Origin of the sequence: Sulfitobacter sediminis, assembly GCF_040811725.1 — a bacterium.
GTDB classification, from domain to species: Bacteria; Pseudomonadota; Alphaproteobacteria; order Rhodobacterales; family Rhodobacteraceae; genus Sulfitobacter; species Sulfitobacter sediminis.
The window spans coordinates 243,464-260,614 of the sequence record NZ_JBFNXX010000003.1; the positions used below are offsets into that span (position 1 = coordinate 243,464).

At 64.1% G+C, this 17,151-nt stretch carries 14 protein-coding genes; 6 read left to right on the top strand and 8 right to left on the bottom strand.

Annotated features, from left to right (window positions below):
* The first annotated feature begins 59 nt into the window (after positions 1-59).
* The 4 genes from AB2B41_RS05650 (at position 60) to AB2B41_RS05665 (ending at position 6,171) form a co-directional block, all read left to right on the top strand.
* Complete coding sequence (locus tag AB2B41_RS05650) at positions 60-932, top strand: outer membrane protein assembly factor BamD (protein ID WP_367876775.1); 873 nt, start codon at positions 60-62, stop codon at positions 930-932.
* Between the two features lie 35 nt (positions 933-967).
* Positions 968-2,617, top strand: a complete 1,650-nt coding sequence (gene recN / locus AB2B41_RS05655; protein ID WP_367876776.1) for a DNA repair protein RecN — start codon at positions 968-970, stop codon at positions 2,615-2,617.
* Positions 2,618-2,639: 22 nt separating this feature from the next.
* The gene (locus tag AB2B41_RS05660; protein WP_367876777.1) at positions 2,640-4,325 is read left to right on the top strand and encodes a chloride channel protein; all 1,686 of its coding nucleotides are present in this window, start codon (positions 2,640-2,642) and stop codon (positions 4,323-4,325) included.
* 130 nt (positions 4,326-4,455) lie between these two features.
* Positions 4,456-6,171, top strand: a complete 1,716-nt coding sequence (locus AB2B41_RS05665) for a calcium-binding protein (protein ID WP_367876778.1) — start codon at positions 4,456-4,458, stop codon at positions 6,169-6,171.
* A 62-nt stretch (positions 6,172-6,233) separates the two neighbouring features.
* Here the strand turns inward: AB2B41_RS05665 and AB2B41_RS05670 are convergent, their stop codons facing one another.
* Genes AB2B41_RS05670 through cobT form a run of 3 tightly spaced genes read right to left on the bottom strand, consistent with a single transcriptional unit; the run spans position 6,234 to position 10,318 of the window.
* Positions 6,234-6,578 (bottom strand): DUF427 domain-containing protein, encoded by a 345-nt coding sequence (locus AB2B41_RS05670; RefSeq protein WP_367876779.1) that lies wholly within the window; start codon positions 6,576-6,578, stop codon positions 6,234-6,236.
* A gap of 28 nt (positions 6,579-6,606) precedes the next feature.
* Entirely contained in the window at positions 6,607-8,397 is a 1,791-nt protein-coding gene (locus AB2B41_RS05675; protein ID WP_367876780.1) for an aminopeptidase P family protein, read from the bottom strand.
* A gap of 43 nt (positions 8,398-8,440) precedes the next feature.
* On the bottom strand, positions 8,441-10,318 hold the full coding sequence (cobT, locus tag AB2B41_RS05680; protein ID WP_367876781.1) for a cobaltochelatase subunit CobT: 1,878 nt from the start codon (positions 10,316-10,318) through the stop codon (positions 8,441-8,443).
* A 185-nt stretch (positions 10,319-10,503) separates the two neighbouring features.
* Here cobT and AB2B41_RS05685 point away from each other — a divergent pair, with 185 nt between their 5' ends.
* Positions 10,504-10,800 (top strand): hypothetical protein, encoded by a 297-nt coding sequence (locus AB2B41_RS05685; protein ID WP_367876783.1) that lies wholly within the window; start codon positions 10,504-10,506, stop codon positions 10,798-10,800.
* 95 nt (positions 10,801-10,895) lie between these two features.
* Here the strand turns inward: AB2B41_RS05685 and cobS are convergent, their stop codons facing one another.
* The 3 genes from cobS to AB2B41_RS05700 all read right to left on the bottom strand — a co-directional run bounded on the left by cobS (position 10,896) and on the right by AB2B41_RS05700 (position 14,328).
* On the bottom strand, positions 10,896-11,882 hold the full coding sequence (cobS, locus tag AB2B41_RS05690) for a cobaltochelatase subunit CobS (protein ID WP_367876784.1): 987 nt from the start codon (positions 11,880-11,882) through the stop codon (positions 10,896-10,898).
* A gap of 123 nt (positions 11,883-12,005) precedes the next feature.
* Positions 12,006-13,664 carry a tetratricopeptide repeat protein gene (locus AB2B41_RS05695; protein ID WP_367876785.1) on the bottom strand — a complete coding sequence of 553 codons (1,659 nt, stop codon included), beginning with the start codon at positions 13,662-13,664 and terminating at the stop codon, positions 12,006-12,008.
* Positions 13,665-13,701: 37 nt separating this feature from the next.
* Positions 13,702-14,328, bottom strand: a complete 627-nt coding sequence (locus AB2B41_RS05700; RefSeq protein WP_367876786.1) for a DnaJ domain-containing protein — start codon at positions 14,326-14,328, stop codon at positions 13,702-13,704.
* 77 nt (positions 14,329-14,405) lie between these two features.
* Between AB2B41_RS05700 and AB2B41_RS05705 the strand changes: the two genes are divergently transcribed.
* Positions 14,406-14,663 (top strand): BolA family protein, encoded by a 258-nt coding sequence (locus AB2B41_RS05705; protein WP_367876787.1) that lies wholly within the window; start codon positions 14,406-14,408, stop codon positions 14,661-14,663.
* Between the two features lie 9 nt (positions 14,664-14,672).
* Here the strand turns inward: AB2B41_RS05705 and AB2B41_RS05710 are convergent, their stop codons facing one another.
* Together AB2B41_RS05710 and AB2B41_RS05715 are read right to left on the bottom strand one after the other, a co-directional pair.
* Positions 14,673-15,236, bottom strand: coding sequence for a DUF4177 domain-containing protein (locus AB2B41_RS05710; protein WP_367876788.1), 564 nt, complete (start codon positions 15,234-15,236; stop codon positions 14,673-14,675).
* 138 nt (positions 15,237-15,374) lie between these two features.
* On the bottom strand, positions 15,375-17,096 hold the full coding sequence (locus AB2B41_RS05715; protein ID WP_367876789.1) for a hypothetical protein: 1,722 nt from the start codon (positions 17,094-17,096) through the stop codon (positions 15,375-15,377).
* Positions 17,097-17,151: the final 55 nt, after the last annotated feature.

The following is a 17,151-nucleotide window of genomic DNA, read 5'->3' on the forward strand; positions in this document are numbered from 1 at the left end:
CAAGTCGGCCAAGAAGGGTTGCAAAGACCATGGGTGTGAAACATGCGTAAGGGGCTGGCATGAGCAGGATGGGACCGATTGCCCGGGTGGCTGTAGCCGGGCTGCTTATCGCGTCGCTGGTGGCCTGTGGCGGCAACCGCAACGCCGGCCGCGTGGGCGGCAGCCTGTTCAATCCGCAGGAAATCCCGCTCGAGACCTACACCGCCGAGCAAATCTTCGAACGTGGCGAATACGAACTGAACCGCCGCCAGCCCGGCGAGGCGGCTTTCTACTTCTCCGAGATCGAGCGGCTTTATCCCTATTCCGACTGGGCACGCCGGGCGCTCATCATGCAGGCCTTCAGCTATCACCGGGACAAGGATTACCCCAACTCCCGCTCCGCCGCGCAGCGCTTCATCGACTTCTACCCCGATGACGACGACGCGGCCTATGCCCAGTACCTGCTGGCGCTCAGCTATTACGACCAGATCGACGAGGTCGGCCGCGACCAGGGCCTTACCTTCCAGGCGCTGCAATCCCTGCGCACGGTGATCGAGCAATACCCCGACAGCGAATACGCCAATTCCGCGATCCTGAAATTCGACCTCGCCTTCGACCATCTGGCGGGCAAGGAGATGGAGATCGGCCGCTACTACCTCAAGCGTGACCATTACACCGCCGCGATCAACCGCTTCCGCGTGGTGGTCGAGGACTTCCAGACCACGACCCACACCGCCGAGGCGCTGCACCGTCTCGTCGAGGCGTATCTGTCGCTGGGCCTGAATGAAGAGGCCCAGACCGCAGGCGCGATCCTCGGCCATAACTTCCAGTCCACCGAATGGTACGAGGACAGCTACAAGCTGCTGACCGGGCAGGGGCTGGAACCGGCCTTCTTCAAGGACAACTGGCTGGCCGCGGTCTATCGCCAGACGATCAAGGGCGAGTGGTTGTAACAGGTGGGGCCAACCCCACGTGACAGGCTGATCTGATGCTGCGCGGGCTGGATATATCCGACATGCTGATCATCGACCGGCTGGAGCTTGGCTTTCAGCCCGGCCTTAACGTGCTCACAGGTGAGACGGGGGCGGGCAAGTCCATCCTCCTCGATGCCCTGGGGTTCGTGCTGGGCTGGCGCGGCCGCGCCGATCTGGTCCGGCAGGGGGCCGAACAGGGCGAAGTGACCGCATGGTTCGACCTGCCTGACGGCCATCCGGCGCGCAGCGTGCTCGAAGAGGCGGGGCTTCCGATCGAGGACGAACTGATCCTGCGCCGCGTCAACACCGCCGACGGGCGCAAGACCGCATGGGTGAACGACCGCCGCTGCTCGGGCGAGGTGCTGCGCGCGCTGTCGGAGACCCTCGTCGAACTCCACGGCCAGCACGACGACCAGGGCCTTCTCAACCCGCGCGGCCACCGCGCGATCCTCGACGACTACGCAGGCAACGCGCCTCTGCTGAGCAAGGTCCGCAAGGCATGGGTCGACCTTGGGGCCGCCCGCAAGGCCGCCGCCACCGCCGCCGAGGAACGTGCAGCCATTCAGGCCGAGGAGGACTTCCTCCGCCACGCCGTCGCCGAACTGGACAAACTCGACCCGCAGGAGGGCGAGGAAGCCGCCCTCGACACCAAGCGCCGTCTGATGCAGGGAGCCGAAAAAATCCGCTCCGACGTGGTGAACGCCTACGAACTGATGGGGCAGGAGGGTGCCGAGCGCCACATGGCCGACGCTCTGCGCTGGCTCGACGGTGCCGCTGCCCGCGCCGAGGGCGCGCTGGATGCACCCATGGCGGCACTCAACCGCGCCATGGTGGAACTGGACGAGGCGATGTCCGGCGTGGCCGACGCCATCGAGGCGATGTCCTTCAACCCGCTGGAACTGGAAGAGACCGAGGAACGCCTCTTCGCCATCCGCGGCCTCGCCCGCAAGCACGACGTCGCCCCCGATGACCTCGCCGGTTTCGCGGGCACCCTGCGCGGCAAACTCGACGCGCTTGATGCGGGCGAGGCCAAGCAGGCAGCACTTCAGAAAGCCGTGAAAGACGCCGAGGCCACCTACGCCCAAGCCGCCGGCTCCCTCACCGAGGCCCGCCGCAAGGCGGCTTTGAAACTCGACAAGGCCGTCTCCGCAGAACTCGCCCCCCTCAAGATGGAACGCGCCGTCTTCGAGACCCAGATCGACCCCGAACAGCCCGGCCCCGAAGGGCAAGACGCCGTCAGCTTCACCGTCGCCACCAACCCCGGCGCCCCTGCTGGCCCCCTGGGCAAGATCGCCTCTGGCGGCGAACTCAGCCGCTTCCTGCTCGCCCTCAAGGTCTGCCTGACGCAGGGCCAGTCCGGCCTCACCCTCATCTTCGACGAAATCGACCGGGGCGTCGGCGGCGCCACCGCCGACGCCGTGGGCCGCCGCCTCTCGGCCCTCGCAGCCGAAGGACAGGTCCTCGTCGTCACCCATTCCCCGCAGGTCGCCGCCCTCGGTGCACACCACTGGCGCGTGGAAAAAGCGGTCTCCAAGGGCATGACCACCTCCACCGTCATCCCGCTCTCGCCGCCTGAACGGGTGGACGAGGTCGCGCGCATGCTCTCGGGCGATCAGGTCACCGACGCGGCGCGCGCGGCCGCAGAGGCGCTGCTCGCGGGCTGATGCAGCAGGGGAGGCGCATAGCATGAGCGAACCGCCCCAAGGTTTCCTGTCCCAGCAATACACGATGGCGGCCAAGTCTCTTCGCCAAGGCTGGACCGTCATCCGCACCCGTGGCCCGGGCAAGATCACTTTCTGGTTCATCGCCCTGCTGATCGGCATCGCGGCGGGTTTTGCGGCACTACTTTTCCGAAAGGGAATCAACTGGTTGCAGGCCAGTCTTTATGGCACCGAAGACGTCCAGTACCTCCATACTTTCATCAGCGGGCTGAACTGGTACTGGGTCATCCTGATCCCCACCTTCGGCGGCCTGGTGGTAGGACTGATCCTGAATCATTTCACCAACGACGGACGCGTCCGTTCGGTCGCGGATGTGATCACCGGCGCCGCACTGCACGACGGTCGTGTGGAGATAAAGGCCGGTGTTGCCTCTGCTTTCGCCTCGCTCATCACGCTGTCAACGGGGGGCTCCTCGGGCCGGGAAGGGCCTGTCGTGCATATCGCAGGGGTCATCTCGACCTGGGTTTCCCAGAAGATCAACGCCGACGGCATCACCGGTCGCGACCTTCTGGGGTGCGCCGTGGCCGCCGCCGTCTCGGCCAGCTTCAACGCCCCCATCGCCGGGGCGCTTTTCGCACTCGAAGTCGTCCTGCGCCACTTCGCCGTGCACGCCTTCGCCCCCATCGTCATCGCCAGCGTGGCGGGGGCTGTCATCAACCGGATCGAATTTGGCGGCGTGACCGAATTCACGCTGGCCGAATATGTCGATCTGCAATTCTATGCCGAGCTCCCGGCATTCCTGCTTCTGGGGCTGACCTGCGGCCTCGTCTCCGTCGCACTGATGCGCAGCATCTTCTGGGCCGAGGATTTCGGCAACTACCTGCAAGCCAGGACCGGCTGGCCCCGCTGGCTGCGCCCCATGGTGGCGGGCGCGCTCCTCGGCGTGATCGCGCTCTGGTTCCCCCATATCATCGGCGTCGGCTACGAAACGATGTCGCTCGCCCTGACAGGCGAGCTTCTGCTGCACGAGGCGATCATCTTCGCCATCCTCAAGGTAGCCGCCGTCGCCATCACCTTGGGCGGGCGCATGGGCGGCGGTGTCTTTTCCCCCTCGCTGATGCTGGGCGCGCTCACCGGCCTCGGTTTCGGCGTCATCGCCACCGGTGTGTTCCCCGATGTCTCCGGTTCTTCCTCCCTCTATGCGCTGGCAGGCATGGGCGCCGTCGCCGCCGCGGTCCTCGGCGCACCCATCTCCACGACACTCATTGTCTTCGAACTCACCGGCGACTGGCAGACCGCCATGGCCGTGATGGTGGCGGTCAGCATGTCCACGGCCCTCGCCAGCCGCATCGTCGACCGCAGCTTCTTCCTCACCCAGATCGAACGTCGCGGCATCCACCTCGCCGCCGGGCCGCAGGCATATCTGCTCGCCATGTTCATGGTCGCCCGCATCATGCGCCGCCCCGACGACCCGCGTGCGGCACCCGAAGAGCAATGCTGGGACCTGATCAACGAAGGCACATACATCGACGGCACCGCCACGCTCGAGGCCGCGATGCCGATCTTCGACAGTACCGGTGCGCGATTCATCCCTGTCGTGACACTTTCGCCCGATGCGCCGCCCGAGCTGATGGGGGCATTGTTCCAGGTCGATGCGCTCAAGGCTTATAACCGCGCACTGGCGGCAACGGCAGCCGAGGAACATTCCTGAGCCTTCAGCGACTGTCCGCCGGTCTTCCAATCCGACGCGGTTTCAAAACGTCACGCAGCATTCTTCACGATTGGGAAACCACTCCTGCCTATTGTTTCGGGATCGAAAACAACGCCGGGATCCTGCCACCATGCTCGCCTATACCCTCCTGCCGCTGATCGGGATCGGCTTCCTCGCCTGGCTTTACGAGGACAGCACGGACGATTTGCTGACCGCAGCGCGCAATGCCAGTTCCAGCACCGACGGCGATGACCGGATCGACGGCTCCGATGCGCCCGATCTGCTGAACGGGTTGGAGGGGAACGACGATATCGCCGGGTTTGACGGCGCGGACACCATCGCCGGTGGCGCGGGCGACGACATGGTCAACGGCGGCAGTGGCGCCGACTACCTGCAGGGCAATAACGGCGCCGATACACTTTGGGGACGCGATGGCGACGACCGGCTGAACGGCGGCAACCACGCCGACACGCTGAGGGGAGACGCGGGCGACGATGTGCTGCGCGGCGGCAACGGGGATGACGCGCTTTTGGGCGGACCTGGCGACGATGTCATCCTCGGGAACGCAGGCAGCGATATGATTGAAGCAGGCACCGGCGCGGACCTCGCCTTTGGCGGCGACGGCGACGACCGCATCGGCGGCGCCGCCCCGGACGAGGACGACGCCGTGGGCGATGCGTTTTTCGGTGAAAGCGGCGACGACACGATCACGGGCCGGGCAGAGGACACCGTCTCGGGCGGCACGGGTGCTGATCTGATCCATGCGCTCGGGATCGACCGGCCAGAGGCGGGTGGCGTGATCGTGACCGATTTCGATCCTAGCGAGGACCGCCTTCTGCTCGCCGCGAGCGAGGGTGACGACCCGATCTGGGACGCCGCCGATGCGCGGCTGCTCGTCAGCCAGGACCGTAACGGGACGGATACCAACGTCTTCTTCGACGGTGAATTGCTCGCGGTGTTACAGGACACCGACGCTGTTACACTGAATGCCGATCTGTCGTGGCTCGTGAACGTCGAGATCGATCCGACCCCGCGCGGCACGGATGAAGCGGATACCCTCAACGGCGGCGGCATGGACGACCGCCTGCGCGGCGGTGCTGGCGATGACGAATTGCGCGGTTTTGACGGGGATGACACGCTCGACGGTGGTACGGGTGACGATTTCCTGATCGGCGACGGGGGCGACGACGATCTGAATGGCGGGGCAGGCGATGACATCCTGCTTGGCCTCGGCGGCAACGACGATCTTGACGGTGGCAACGGCGGCGACGCGATGCGTGGCGGGCGCGACAACGATTTCCTGAGCGGCGGACGTGGCATCGACACGCTTCTGGGCGAGGAGGGGGACGATTCTCTCTTTGGTGGCGACGACGGGGATGTGATCCTGTCGGGAAGTGGCGCGGACGTCATCAGCGGCGACGACGGCGACGACTGGATCGCGGGCTTCGGCGACGATCCGGACGCGGACGGCCTGCCACCGGACGGCGACGGGGCCGCAGATGTCCTCTTTGGTGGCGAGGGTGCGGACACGCTCTCCGGCAACGATGGCGACGAGATGATCGGTGGCGCGGGGGCGGATCTGTTCCGCGCCCTCGGCTATGACATGCCGGATCAGGCGGCAGTGCTGATCACCGATTTCGACCCCGAGGAGGACATGCTGATGCTGGCCAGTGCCGATGGCCGCTCACTTGATGCCGGAGAGGCCGAAGACCTCGCCGTCAGATCAAGTGCTGATGGCCGGGACACCGAGGTCCTTCTTGACGGTCGTCTGGTTGCGATCCTGCGCGATGTCGATGCGGCGGCACTGACCGCGGATCGGTCGTGGCTTGCGGATGTTGCCGCGTAACGCCGCACTGGGTGCAAGCGTCGTCGGCTGGGCCGCAGGCAGGCCGCGCGGCGCGCAGCCTGTCAGATCTGTTCGACGGTGATCTCTTCCATATTCAGAAACGCGAGGTGATCCTTGATCTCGGCCACGGCAGGCTTGGGGTTCTCGTAAGACCACGCGGCGTTCTCCAGCGTCCGGCTTTTCGTTACGACCGAGAAATACGTGGCTTCGCCTTTGTGGGGACACAGGCTCTTGGCATCGGTCTGGTCGAGGAAGGCCATGGCGATGTCTTCACGCGGAAAGTAGATGACCGGATCATGATCGCCTTCCGTAAGTTCCAGCGCATTGGTGCTCTCGCCCAGAACCGCGCCGCCCGCGCGGACGCTCCAGGTGCCAGGTGCCTTTGTGATCTTGATATGACTTGCCATCTCTTCCCCCTCGATCCTCTTTCCGCAGTTATAGCGGTGCGGTTGCGTTATCCAACCACAGTTTCGTTGCAGGCGATACCCGTGGCCCGATCTTTTCCACGACTTCAGCATGATAGCGGTTCAGCCACTCCACCGCCGCAGGCTCCAGCAGCGCGGGCTCGATCAGCCGCCGGTCGATGGGGGCAAAGCTGAGCGTCTCCCAATGCAGCATCGCCCGATGCGCGTCGCCGCCGGGCAGGGCCGGGGCCTTGCGCACCACAAGCAGGTTTTCGATCCTTATGCCGAAAGCCCCCTCGCGGTAATACCCCGGCTCGTTCGACAGGATCATGCCCGGCTGCAGTGCCACATCGCTGATGCGGCTCAACCGTTGCGGCCCCTCGTGGACGCTCAGATAGGCGCCGACCCCATGCCCCAAGCCATGATCAAAATCCTGCCCCGCCAGCCACAGGGGCATCCGCCCGATCGCCTCGATATGACAACCCGCCAGCCCCTCGGGCCAGCGCAACCGGCTCATCGCGATCATGCCCGCCAGCACCCGCGTAAAGGCCGCGCGCGCCTCCTCGGGCGGGGTACCGATCGCAATCGTCCGAGTGATGTCCGTCGTGCCGTCAAGGTACTGCCCGCCAGAATCGAGCACCAGCAGATGCCCATCCTCCAGCCTGCTGTCGGTCTCCTCGGTCACACGGTAATGCATGATCGCACCATTCGGCCCGGTGCCCGCGATGGTTTCGAAGCTGATGTCCTGCAACGCATTGTCCTTGCGCCGCGCCACCTCCAGCTGGCTTACCACCTGCGTCTCGGTCAGGCTGCCCGGTGTCTGGGCATCAAGCCAGGCGAGCAACTCGCAGAGCGCCGCTCCGTCCCGCAGATGCGCCGCCGCCGACCCGGCGATCTCGGCCTCGTTCTTGCAGGCCTTGGGCAGCGCGCAGGGATCATCCCCCCAGACCGCCCGGTCTCCCAGCCGCTCGGCAACGATCACCGGGACCGTCTGCTTCTCGATCCGCACCGGCCCTTCCAGCCGGTCCAGATGCTCCAGGAACCGCTCCGGCGCATGCACCGTCACCGCATCGCCGAGATGCTCTTCCAGCCCCTTCAGCTTTGCCTCGGCCATGAACAGATCGACTGCCCCGCTATCATGCAGCACCGCAAAGCCATGCGCGACCGGATTACGCGGAATATCCGAACCACGGATATTGAGAAGCCAGTTGTGACTGTCCGGCAGGGTGATCACCGCACTCCGGTGCCCCGCCTCCTTGAGCCGTTGCGCCAAACGCCCGCGCTTGGCGGCACTGGTTTCGCCAGCGAATTCAATCGGATGCGCCTTTGCAGGCTGCATCGGCGGCGGCGGCTGGTTCTCCCAAATACGGTCCACGAGGTTCGCACAGGCCCGCAGCACGACGCCGCTGCCCTCCAGCGCCTTCTCCACTTCCGCAATCTGCCCCGGCGTATGCAGCCACGGATCGAAACCCACCGTGCCGCCCTCAGGCAGTTGCTCTTTCAACCAGCCCCCCAGCTTCACCTCGGGCCATGGCACCGGCGTGAATTCCTGCGCCACCTGCGCCTTCACCTGCGTCCGGTAACGCCCATCGACGAAAACCCCCGCAACGTCCCACAATGCCGCACAAAACCCCGCCGAACCGGTAAACCCCGTCAGCCAAGCCAGCCGCTCGTCATGGGGGGCCACGTATTCCCCCTGATGCGCATCGGCACGGGGGATCAGGAACCCGTCCAGCCTCTCCGCCGCCAGTTCAGCGCGCAGGGCGGCAAGGCGTGGCGGCCCCTGCTCGGGGCGCGCGGTGACCTCGAAGCTCTGGAACATCGCAAGCCCCTTCATCTTTCCACTACAACTCAAATCAGACGGTTCAGCTCGCCTTGCGGATGCCCATGATGCGGGCCCGCGCGCGCGGGTCGCTGTCGAAAAGCGCTGCCAATTGTTCGGTCATGGCACCGGCCAACTGATCCACATCCGTGATCGTGACCGCCCGGTCATAATACCGCGTCACGTCATGCCCGATGCCGATTGCCAGGAGTTCCACCGCTTTCTTCCGCTCCACCATGGCGATCACGTCGCGCAGGTGTTTTTCGAGGTAATTCGCGGGGTTAACGGACAGAGTTGAGTCGTCGACTGGTGCCCCGTCACTGATCACCATCAGGATTTTCCGCGCTTCGTGCCGCGCCAGCATCCGCCGGTGCGCCCATTCCAGCGCCTCGCCATCGATGTTTTCCTTCAGCAAACCCTCTTTCATCATCAGCCCGAGGTTCGACCGCGTCCGCCGCCAGGGCGCATCGGCGCTCTTGTAGATGATGTGGCGCAGATCGTTCAGGCGTCCCGGCTGCACCGGACGCCCCTCGTTCAGCCAGGCCTCCCGTGCCTGACCGCCCTTCCACGCGCGGGTGGTAAAGCCGAGGATTTCGACCTTCACGTTGCACCGTTCCAGCGTCCGCGCCAGCACGTCGGCACAGATCGCCGCAATCGAAATCGGCCGCCCCCGCATCGAGCCGGAATTGTCCAGAAGCAGCGTCACCACGGTATCGCGGAACTCGGTATCCTTCTCCCGCTTGAAGCTCAGCGGCGTCGTCGGGTTTGCCACCACCCGCGCGAGACGCCCCGCATCGAGGATACCTTCCTCCAGATCGAACTCCCACGACCGGTTCTGCTGCGCCTGCAAGCGGCGCTGCAGCTTGTTGGCCAGGCGGCTCACGGCCCCTTTCAGCGGCTCCAACTGCTGGTCGAGATAGGCGCGCAACCGCTCCAGCTCCACCGGCTCGGCCAACTCTTCTGCCCCGATAACCTCGTCATGGGTATCGAGGTAGACAAGGTAGTTCGGATCGGCATCCGACACCGGCTGCGGCGGGGGCGGCTCCATCGGCGCGTCGCCCTCGGGCATTTCGGCCTCTTCGCCCAGCTCCTGATCCGCCATGTCGTCCATGGACACCTGCGCCTCGGCGGCGTCCTGCTGTTCTTCCTGCGACTGTTCGGCGCTGCCCTCGGCGTCGTCTTCGTCCTGGTCGTCCTGCCCGGTGCTGTCAGGCTCCTGATCGTCCTCGGTGCCTTCCTCGGCCTCGTCCTCCATGTCCTCGTCCAGCGCGTCGGGATCGTCGCCCAACTGGTCGCCATAGCCAAGATCGGTGATCATCTGCCGCGCGAATTTCGCGAAAGCGGACTGGTCGTGCAGGATATCGCCAAGGTTCTCCAGCGTCCCGCCCGCCTGTTCCTCGATGAACCCGCGCCACAGATCCATGGCGTTGTCCGCCCCGGCAGGCAGCGGACGGCCCGTGGCAAGGTGACGCACCATGTAGCCCGCTGCCGTGGCAAGCGGCACGTCGCTGGCCTGCTTGGCCTGATCGTAGCCCTTGCGCAGCGCCTCGTGCTTGATCTTGACGTCGATGTTGCCGGCGGTCCCCGGCATATCCCGCGCCCCCATCGCCTCGCAGCGTGCGGTCTCCATCGCCTCGTAGAGATCCCGCGCCATCTCCCCCTGCGGCTGGTAGCGGGCGTGGGTCTGGCCGTTGTGATAGCGCCGGTTCAGCGCCAGCGCATCCGCCGTCCCGCGCGCCAGCAGCACCTCCTCGCGCGTCATCCGGCGCGAGACCTGCGGCAGGCGCATCGTCTCGCCCGACAGCCCCGAGGGATCGACCGAATAGGTGACGTTCAGCTCGGGGTCATGGGCCATGACCTTGGACGCTTCGGCAAGCGCTTTCTTGAAGGCATCGGCTGGGTTGTCTGACGGTTTGCTCATGGCGGCACCTCGGTCGGGGATACCCGCTGTTTCGCAGGTTTTGCCGGGGGGGTCAAAGGGGCAGCCTATGCCCCATGCCGAGATTTTTTCGGAACCGAATGGGGAGATGTCCCGTTGGTACTGCAACAGCCCGATGCGGCACCGCAGCACGCTGGCGCCCCGGGCAAAACCGAAAGGAGTTACACATGACCAACTTTAAGAAAACCACCGCCGCAGCCCTTGTTGCCCTGATGTCCGCCGCACCGCTGGCCGCCTCCGCAGCCACGACAGGCTCGCCCCAGCAGTCAGTCGAGAAAGATCCGAATGAATACGTGGCCGACAAGCCCGTGACCACCAACAGCGTTGTCGCCGACATGGAAACCGGTTCGCCCGCACAAGCCGTGGATGTCGACCCGAACGAAGAAGTCGCCATGGACGACGCCGGTGAAGGCTCTATCGCGGACGAGTATCCGACCAACTCGCCGGCCGTGCTTGAGAACTAAGGGCTGACGCCTGACTGCCCTTTGAGGGACAAAAAACAAAGCCCCGGAGCATCGCGCTCCGGGGCTTTTCTTTTCTCCGGTCAAACGAAGGCGCGTCAGCCCAGGCTCACGCTCGCCGCACTCTCCGGCAGTTCCTCGTCGAACAGGCGCTGGTAGAATTCCGCCACCGTCTGACGCTCCAGCTCATCGCATTTGTTGAGGAAAGACAGGCGGAAGGCATAGCCCACATTGCGGAAAATCTCGGCGTTCTGGGCCCAGGCGATCACCGTCCGGGGGCTCATAACCGTCGACAGCTCGCCGTTCATGAAGGCGGTGCGGGTAAGATCGGCAACAGTGACCATCTGCTTGATGGTCTTGCGGCCCTTCTCGGTGTTGTAATGCGGCGCCTTGGCCAGCACGATCGCGGTTTCCGCGTCGATGCTGAGATAGTTCAGCGTCGCCACCAGCGACCAGCGGTCCATCTGACCCTGGTTGATCTGCTGGGTGCCGTGATAAAGGCCGGTCGTATCGCCCAGACCCACGGTGTTCGCGGTCGCGAAGATGCGGAAATAGGGGTGTGGCGTGATCACCTCGTTCTGGTCCAGAAGCGTCAGCTTGCCGTCCACCTCAAGCACCCGCTGGATCACGAACATCACGTCGGCGCGGCCCGCATCGTATTCGTCGAACACGATGGCCGTCGGGTTGCGCAGTGCCCAGGGCAGAATGCCTTCCTGGAATTCGGTCACCTGCACGCCGTCGCGCAGCTTGATCGCGTCCTTGCCGATCAGATCGATCCGGCTTATGTGGCTGTCGAGGTTCACGCGCACGCAGGGCCAGTTCAGCTGTGCCGCCACCTGCTCGATATGCGTCGATTTGCCCGTGCCGTGATAACCCTGGATCATCACGCGGCGGTTGTGGCTGAAGCCCGCAAGAATCGCCAGTGTGGTGTCGGGGTCGAACTTGTAGGTGCTGTCGATGTCCGGCACCCGCTCGGTGCGGTCGGCAAAGCCTTTCACGACCATGTCCGAGTCGATGCCGAACACGTCACGCACGTGCAGTTCTTCGGTCGGTTTGGTCTTGGTATCAAGCGCGCCGTCAGCCATCGGGTCGTCCTTTCATCCATCTCCGCAGGGGAGGTCTCAATCCGCCCCCTCCGTGCAACATATCGGCCCTGCCTGCAAGGGCTGGCCTGTCGGTTTGTCGGGGTTTGACGCCAGATATATGGATCAGCCGCCCGCCATGGCAATCTGCGCACAGCCGCAGGCCGCGCGCACCGGCATGTCGGCCCGCGCCTCGGCCAGATCGAGACGCAGCTTCACATGCGCCGCCTCGCCGGTCTTTTCCTGAGCGATCAGGCAGTCGTAAAGCCCGCGCAGCGCCCAGACGTTGTCGGGATGCTGACAGGCGCGCGGCAGGCCGGGTGCAAGGCCGAGGTCCTCGCGAAACACCTGTTCGGCCTCGGTGAAATGACCCTGCTCGAACAGGAGCGCACCCAGCGCGTGGCGCGTGGGCTGCATCCAGCCCCATGGCTCGTCGTAGGGCAGGGAATCGTCCAGATCGACCGCATCGCGCAGGCGGTCAAAGGCCGTGTCGTAATCGCCCTTGCGATAGGCCAGCTCCCCGTCAAGCATGGCGGTCGCGATCTCAAGCAGGTCAACCACCCTGCAATTGTGCAAAAGGCGGCTTTCCGGCACCCGCGCCTTGGCGTCCATGAAAACGGCGTGCTGCGCCTCGGCCTCGGGGACGCGCCCCAGCGCCGACAGCGCCAGCGCCTTGGCGTATTCGATCATGGCGACAGCTGTACACCGCGTCTCGGTGTCCTCTGGCAGCTCCAGTTGCAGGATATCCTCCCACATGCCGAAACGGATCAGCACATGGGGCTCCATGCTGAGATAGCTCTCGAAATAATCCGCCATGGGGGGCGAGGTGATCTGCAAAAGAGCGTCCGGCGTCGTGTCGTTCATGCCCCGCACGGCGCGCATCGCGGGTTCGAATTGTCCAAGGAAAAGAGCGCCGTAGATGACGAAGTGATAGTTGTGCTGCCGGTAGCCGGTGTAGATATTGAAAGCGCCTTCGGCCTGGTAATACTTCAGGTCCGCCACAATTGCCTTCTCGTTCCAGCGCACGACATTCTCGTAATGCCCGCAGAGCACGTCGATATGGGATGGCATATGCACCAGATGCCCCGCGTCCGGCACCAGCGTGCGCAGGACGTCGCCTGCCTTGAGCGCGTCCTCGGGGTGGGGCGACATCTCCATCAGGTGTACCCAGAGATGCAGGACGCCCGGATGTGCCATGCCGCCCGGCAGGGACATCTGTCGGGCCAGCACGCGGGCTGCCTCGTCGGTAAAGGCACCCTCCGCGATTTCGCCGGTCTGCAGGTTCCACATGTTCCACGGCGTGAGGTTCATCAGCGCATCGACAAAGGCTGTCGCCACGTCGGGATCGTCGGAATGCCGCGCATGGACCCCGCGCATCGCATCGGCGAAATCGAGGTCCCAGGCTTCCATGCCGTCTGTCGGCTCGCGCTGCGGATAGCGCGCCGGCAGGGCCTCGATCAGCGCGCGCTCGACGTCCGTGACGTGACCTTTCTGCGCCAGCGCCGCCTGCGTGGCGTCAAAGGCCTCGGCCAGCGCCTCCGCGCGGCCTTTGCTGTCGTAAAGCACCCAGGGCATATTGTAGTTCGGCCCCGCCGCGTAGGCGTGGCCCCAATGCGCCATGGCGCAGGCCGGATCGGCCTTGGCCGCGCGCTGAAAGCAGGCGATGGCTTCCTTGTGGTTGAAGCCGTAGATCCAGTTCAGACCCCGGTCGAACCAAAGCTGCGCCTCGGCGCTGGTGGTCGTGACGGGGCGGGAGTAGCTTCCCAGATCGTAGGGATATTCCATTGTGGCCTCCTTTGCGGCAGCGCCAGAGGCCGCCGCCTTAATCCTTGAAGTTGCGGCTGGCCTTCAGCTGATCCCAAGCCCATTTGACCTGACCCAGCTGCTCTTCCTGGCTGCGGTCGCCGCCGTTCATGTCGGGGTGAAGAACCTTGACCAGTGCCTTGTAAGTCTTGCGAATTTCCGTCTTGGTCATGGTGTCCTTGACCTCAAGAATTTCCACCGCGCGGCGCTCGGTAGGCGGCAGGCGCTTGCCCGCACCGCCGCCCCGGCCCGGGTTTTGCGTGGCGTTCTTGCCCAGCACCTGATGCGGGTCCTCGATCCCCAGTCGCGCCCAGGCGCGCGCTTCGGGATCGCCCAGCGGTTTGGTCTTGCGCTCCCAGACCTTGTCCTCGGACAGTTTGGCGTTCATCTCCGCCTCGGTCGTGCCGTCGAAGAAGTTCCACTTGAGGTTATATTCGCGCACGTGCTGCTGGCAGAACCAGAAATAATCATCCAGCACATCGGGTGCCTTGGGCGCACGGTACTTCCCCGCCTCTTCGCACCCTTCGTGGTCACAGATACGGGTCGAGGTCTCTGACGCGCCGGACATCCCCCGGCGTCCGCGCGGATTTTTCTTTTTCGCGGACGACACGGACATGTCGAAACCGAAGGGATCAGGTTTGCTCATGGGTAGGACCTTTCCGACTCAGGCGCATGAGTTTAGACGCTGTGGGGCAAGATTGAAGGGGGCGGGAGCAAAAAATTGTGAGTAAAGCACAAGATATTGAAGATCGGCTGAAGGCGGCCTTCGCGCCGCGTGAGCTGGAGGTTGTGGACGACAGCGAGCGGCACCGGGGGCACGCGGGCTTTCAGGAGGGGGGCGAGAGCCACTACAATGTGCGCATCCGGGCGCAGGCGTTCAAGGGCATGAACCGGCTGGCGCGGCACCGGGCGGTGCACGCAGCACTGGGGCCCGAGCTGATCGCGCGCATTCACGCGCTGGCGCTCGATCTCGATGTTTAAGAGCGGCGCTTAAGCGTCTGTTTTCCTGGGCTTCCGCGCATCCGCGAGGGAGGTGAGCGTGCTGCTTATCCCCTCGACGTTGCGCGTATCCTCGACGCCGTTGTCGTCTGCGCCCGTGGATCTGGCAGCCTCATCCGGCGCCCTTGCGGCCCCGTCATCGGTGGCGGTTGCGCCGGTCGCTTCCGGCGCGCCAGTGACGGGCGGCGAGGGGTCTTCCGGTGTTGCGTCGGCCGGGGCCCCGGCCTTCTTTTCCAGCGTCGCCGCACCGGCCCCAGCGGGTGCTGCAAGTGCAGCATCGGGGGCGGGGAGGAGTTCGGGGGCGAAAGCCTCTGCATCGTCCTCGCGCACGCGGCGGAAGACCAGCAGGTTGCGCCATTCGGTGGTGGTTGAGGTAAGGCCCGAGCGTTCGACCGACGGCAGCGTCTCGGCGCGCTGATATTCCCAGCCGTGTGCTGCGAGGTCGTTCATAAGTGTCTGGATCGCATGGGAAAAACGCGCCTCTGGGCCTTTGACGCCCCGCGCTTTCAGGCCCTTGGTGGGGGCGGGAACGACCTTGTATTCGTATGCGGGCATGGGCGATCTCGGGGCTGTGAACGGGGTGGTTCTAGCGCAGGGATGCGGGGATTGGAATGGGGCAGAGGCGGGCGGTGCGGGAATGTCACCTTGCGTACACCATCCGTACACCCCCTGTACACCGCCGCAGCGCGGCAATCAGGGGGTGAGGGCGTCGCGGGCGGCGAGGATTTCGTCGCGGAGACGGGTGGCCTTGGCGTGGTCGTAGGACATGTGGTCGGGGTCGTAGACGGTGAGGGCGGCATCGACGGCGATTACGGCGGCGTCGAGAGCAGCGGCTGGGTCGGTGCAAGAGTCTTGTTCGGAGATTTCGAGTTGTGCGATGGCGATGTTCTCCTGCGTCATGGCCCGATCCACCGGATGATCGGCATGGGTGCGGACTTCGAGGGCGGCGTGGTAGGCGGTGACGGCCTGGGCCAGCAGGTCCGCGCCCTTGGCCCCGTCGGTGCGAGCGCCTTGGTCTTTGAGAGCGCTGCCAAGATTGTTCTGGGTCATGGCCGACTCCACCGGGTGATCGTCGCGGGTGAAGACGTCGAGGGCAGCGCGGTAGGCGGTGACGGCCTCTGCCAGCAGGTCCGCGCCTTCGGGGCCGCCGGTGCGGGTGCCTTGTTCTGAGAGGGCGTTGCCGAGGTTGTTCTGGGTCGTAGCCCACGCGTAGGGAAGCAACGATTTCGGTACTTGCCGTGCATGTTCGCGATACCAAAAAACTGCCTTAGCAAGTAGCTTCGAGGAAGCATGTCTCTCACCCATTTTGCCTGATGCGTTTCCGAGCTGTCCCACGATAATGTCAGGCTGGTCTTCGGGTTTTGCAATTTCCAAGGCTTTCTCCAAAAGAGAGATTGCGACGTAGCCGTCGAAACTGGTCCCAAACCTTTCGAAACGACGTTCTTTTTCAATCGCAATGTCGACGATTTCTTGTGCAAACGGCGGGCGCGAGTTTTCGATTTCGAAGCTCTCGATTTCTGCTGTCGCAGCGGTTGTAGGGTCGTTGTCTAGTTGAGCAAACGCAACTCTCTTGTCCAAAAGCATAAGTCGCTTTGCTTTGACCGCCTCTTCCATCTGCAGCGCATCGTCTTCCGCAGCCGCAAGGGCGTTTTTTGCGGCAGCCAGTCCGCTTTCAATTAGAATAGCATCAAGCTGGCGAACGGTGTCGTCAAAGTCAGCGCCAAAGTTCGATGTTTTTCCTGCGTTTGCCGCGTAGGCTTCGAGTGCTAGTTCAATGTCTTGAAGGACTTCAAGTGGATCGTCGGAGCGCGTTTTTAAGTGGCTTCCGGCAATCCTGAATATCAGCTTCTCTTGCCGTGCCAATTCTCTCGCCAAGGCTGGCAGGTTTTGGTTTTGCTGGACGGCGTCGACGATCATGTCGAGCTTTGTATCGATTCCTCTCTTCCATTCGCCATCGTGCCTGATCAACGATGGCTGTAAGGCTGCAACGAGCCGGGGATCATCGCAGGCTCGCTCCAGAAGCGGAAGGAAAGCTGTCTCGAAGGCTGCCCAATTCTCGGGCTTCAGATGTTCTTTATCCGTGAGGTTCGATTTCATCTCCGTAAGGATGAGTGAAGGTTCGAGACTGGCCTTAGCGACGGTGTTGCCATTTGGGAAAGCGGCTTCTAGCATCTGAGTCAGGAGAAGCCGGACGTCGTTCGGCTTGCCGTAGTAGGGCTTGTCGATTTCTTTCGCGAAGGCCTTGTCGATTTCCTTGGCCAAGGCTGTGAGGTCGGGGCGCTTTTTAAGCCATTCCTCGCTGGCGTGGATAGCCGCGTCAGCGGAGGCGGCGACGATTCCAAGACCGGTGGGATCGACGCAGCAGGCGATGGCCGTGATGACCAGCTTGCCGTTTTTCGCGGTTTTTCTGAACACTTAGCGCCCCCAATGTTGATGGGTTTACTCTGCTTTGGGGTGAGCATTTGGCAAG